The organism is Streptomyces sp. WELS2, from assembly GCF_013870595.1.
Lineage (GTDB): Bacteria > Actinomycetota > Actinomycetes > Streptomycetales > Streptomycetaceae > Streptomyces.
On sequence record NZ_JACBWZ010000663.1, the window covers coordinates 1 to 3,522 of the forward strand.

A 3,522-nucleotide genomic window follows, 5' to 3' on the forward strand; every position below is an offset into this window, starting at 1 on the left:
CCCCGGGACCCCGGCTGCCCAATCCCCGGCTGACCGGGCTCGGCAGCGGTCTGTTCTGCGCCGTGGCGATGTTTCTGCTCGGCTGTCTGGACCAGCTGCTGTTCGGCGCCTCCCCGGCCGTCTACGGCGTGCTGTTCCTGCCGGTGGGCGTGCTGACCGCGCTGTGGGTGCGCGGCGGGGACGTGCTGAGCGCGCCCGTGGTCCTGCCGATCGCGTTCGCGGTGGGGCTGCTGCCGGTCGCGGAGGGCGGCGGGGGGCTGCTCGGCCGGCTGATGGGCCTGGTCACCGGGCTCGCCACCCAGGCCGGGTGGCTGTATCTGGGGACGCTGCTGGCCACGGCGATCGTGCTCGTCCGCCGGGTGCGGTGGGTACGGGGACGACAGCGGCGCGGCTGACGGCCCCTGTCCCGGGTCTGGGCCTGGGTTCCCGGCCGGCCTTGCGAGCCGCTCCCCAGCGGAGCCCGGAGCCCGGAGCCCGGAGCCCGGAGCCCAGCCGCGACCATGGCCGGCGGACACCGCCCACCGTGGCCCGGCAAGCACCGCGAACCCCCGCGGCCCCCGGACCACCTCAGGCAGCCGGGTGTGAGCCCCCCACCTCCGTTCCCCGAGCGGCGGCCGGCGGGTCGGCGGTGGACGGCCGGCAGCCGACGGCCGACGTCGATGGACCGCTCCGGTCCCCCGGGCCGAGCCCGCCCCTCAGCCCGACTGCCCCGCTCTCATCGCCGCCCCCACGATTCCCGCGTCGTTCTGGAGGCGCGCCGGGACGATCTCGGCCTTGACGTCCTCGATGAGGTGCAGGAACTTGTCCGCCTTGCGGCTGACCCCGCCGCCGATGATGAACAGCTCCGGCGAGAACAGCATCTCCACGTGCCGGAGATAGCGCTGGACGCGGCGCGCCCACCGCTCCCAGCTGAGGTCGTGGTCCTCCTTGGCCTTGCTGGAGGCGCGTTTCTCGGCCTCGTGGCCGTTCAGCTCCAGGTGGCCCAGTTCCGTGTTGGGGAGCAGGACGCCGTCCACGAAGACGGCGCTGCCGATGCCGGTGCCGAAGGTGAGCAGGACGACCGTGCCCCGGCGGCCCCGGCCCGCGCCGAACTCCATCTCGGCGACGCCCGCCGCGTCCGCGTCGTTCACCACGGTCACCGGCAGGCCGCCGAGCCGGTCGCCGAACAACGCGCGCGCGTCCGTGTCGATCCAGCCGGGGTCCACGTTCGCGGCCGTACGGACCATGGCGCCGCCGGTGACCACTCCGGGGAAGGTCAGGCCGACCGGTCCGGTCCACCCGAAGTGGTCCACCACCTGCTTGACCCCGTCGGCGACGGCGCCGGGCGTCGCCGGGTGCGGGGTGAGCACCTTGTGACGCTCCTGTGCCAGGTCGCCCCGGTCGAGATCCACTGGGGCGCCCTTGATCCCTGATCCGCCGATGTCCACGCCGAAGATCTGCATGGCTCCACGTTACGACGGACCACTGACAGTCACGCCGCGGGTGTGCCGCTCCCGCCGCGCTCGGCCACCAGTGCCGCCGCCTCCTCGCGCAGGTCGCGGCGCAGTTCCTTGGGCAGCGAGAAGGTGATGGTCTCCTCGGCCGCCCTGACCAGCTCCACGTCGCCGTAGCCGCGCTCGGCGAGCCACTCCAGGACCTGTTCGACCAGCACCTCGGGCACGGAGGCGCCGGAGGTGACGCCGACGGTCGTCACGCCCTCCAGCCAGGTCTCGTCGATCTCGCTCGCGAAGTCGACCAGATGGGCGTCGCGGGCACCGGCCTGCTTGGCGACCTCGACCAGGCGCTTGGAGTTGGAGGAGTTGCGCGAGCCGACGACGATGACCAGCTCCGCCTCGGCGCCCATCTGCTTCACCGCGAGCTGGCGGTTCTGGGTGGCGTAGCAGATGTCGTCGCTGGGCGGGGAGACGAGGCCCGGGAACTTGGTCTTCAGGGCGTCGACCGTCTCCATGGTCTCGTCGACGGAGAGGGTGGTCTGGGAGAGCCAGACGACCTTGGACGGGTCGCGGACCTCGACCTTCTCGACGTCCTCGGGGCCGTCGACCAGCTGGATGTGGTCGGGGGCCTCGCCGGAGGTGCCGATGACCTCCTCGTGGCCCTCGTGTCCGATCAGGAGGATGTCGTAATCCTCCGCGGCGTACCGGACGGCCTCCTTGTGGACCTTGGTGACCAGGGGGCAGGTGGCGTCGATGGTGGCGAGCCGGCCCTGGCGGGCCTCCTCGTGCACCACGGGCGCGACGCCGTGCGCGGAGAACATGACGATGTTGCCGGGCGGCACTTCCTCCGTGCGCTCCACGAAGACGGCGCCCTTCTTCTCCAGGGTCTGCACCACGTACTTGTTGTGGACGATCTCGTGCCGGACGTAGATCGGAGCCCCGTACTGTTCCAGGGCTTTCTCGACGGCGATCACGGCGCGGTCCACACCGGCGCAGTAGCCCCGGGGGGCGGCGAGCAGGACACGGCGGCCAGAGGAAGCGGTCATGCGTCCCATCGTAAGGCCGCGTTCACAAGCGCAGAGATCGCTTCCCCACACTCCCCGGGGAAGACTTGTGTGTATGTCCAACACCGGAACGACAACCTCCGGGGCCGACGCGGGTCATCGCCTCCGGCGCAGCCTGGGCCTGCGGGACCTCGTGGTCTACGGGCTGCTGTTCATCGCCCCGATGGCGCCGGTCGGGGTGTTCGGGGCGCTTGACGCCAGGTCGCACGGCGCGGTGGCGCTGGTGTACGCGGTGGCGACGGTCGCCATGGGGTTCACGGCGTTCAGTTACGCGCAGATGGTGCGGGTCGTACCTCGGGCGGGGTCGGTGTACGCCTACGCGCGCGTGGGGCTCGGCGAGGGGGCCGGGTTCGTCGCTGGCTGGATGGCGATGCTGGACTACGTCCTCATCCCCGCGGTGGCCTATCTCTTCTCCGGGATCGCAATGAACGCGCTGGTCCCGGAGGTGTCCCGGTGGGTGTGGACGGCGCTGGCCGTGGTGCTCACGACGCTGCTGAACCTGTGGGGCGTACGGGCCGCCGCGCGCGTGGGCTTCGCCGTGCTGGTCCTGGAGATCGCGGTCCTGCTGGTGTTCGTGGTGTCGGCCGTCGTGGTGCTGGCGCGGAACGGGGCGGAGCGCGGGCCGTTGTCGCCGCTGACGGGGGACGGCACGCAGGGTGGTTTCGCGGCGACCGCGGTGCTCGGCGCGGTGTCCGTGGCGGTGCTGTCCTACCTGGGTTTCGACGCCATCGCGACGTTCGCCGAGGAGGTCACGGGGGGCTCGGCGCGGGTGGCGCGGGCGCTGCTGTTCTGTCTGGCGCTGGCCGGGGTGCTGTTCGTGGCGCAGACCTGTCTGGTGGCGCTGCTGGAGCCGGTGTCCTCCGCGGGCCTCGCGCGCGATCCCGGGCGGCAGGGATCGGCCTTCTACGACGCGGTGGACTCGTCGGTCGGCACGTGGCTGCACGATCTGGTGGCCGCGAGCAAGGCGGTCGGAGCGGCGTTCGCGGCGCTGGCGGGGCGGCGGCGGTCTTGGCCTGGTTGCCCTC

4 protein-coding genes are annotated in these 3,522 nt (G+C 72.3%); 2 read left to right on the plus strand and 2 right to left on the minus strand.

Going from position 1 to position 3,522, the window contains the following annotated elements; translation table 11 throughout:
* Positions 1–14 precede the first annotated feature (14 nt).
* Positions 15–395, plus strand: a complete 381-nt coding sequence (locus tag H5J33_RS27665; protein ID WP_181797563.1) for a DUF6542 domain-containing protein — start codon at positions 15–17, stop codon at positions 393–395.
* A 300-nt stretch (positions 396–695) separates the two neighbouring features.
* Here H5J33_RS27665 and ppgK read toward each other — a convergent pair whose 3' ends face one another.
* Positions 696–1,442: a polyphosphate--glucose phosphotransferase gene (gene ppgK, locus H5J33_RS27670; protein WP_181797560.1), complete on the minus strand. Its 747-nt coding sequence runs from the start codon at positions 1,440–1,442 to the stop codon at positions 696–698.
* Positions 1,443–1,471: 29 nt separating this feature from the next.
* Entirely contained in the window at positions 1,472–2,488 is a 1,017-nt protein-coding gene (locus H5J33_RS27675; RefSeq protein WP_181797561.1) for a 4-hydroxy-3-methylbut-2-enyl diphosphate reductase, read from the minus strand.
* Positions 2,489–2,552: 64 nt separating this feature from the next.
* Between H5J33_RS27675 and H5J33_RS27680 the strand changes: the two genes are divergently transcribed.
* On the plus strand, positions 2,553–3,522 hold a 970-nt coding region (locus tag H5J33_RS27680), incomplete at its 3' end, for an APC family permease (RefSeq protein WP_181797562.1).

Bases quoted from the DNA above. Each gene is read 5' to 3' on its own strand.
- ppgK (WP_181797560.1), bottom strand. From the start codon at position 1,442: ATGCAGATCTTCGGCGTGGACATCGGCGGATCAGGGATCAAGGGCGCC.
- H5J33_RS27675 (WP_181797561.1), bottom strand. From the start codon at position 2,488: ATGGGACGCATGACCGCTTCCTCTGGCCGCCGTGTCCTGCTCGCCGCC.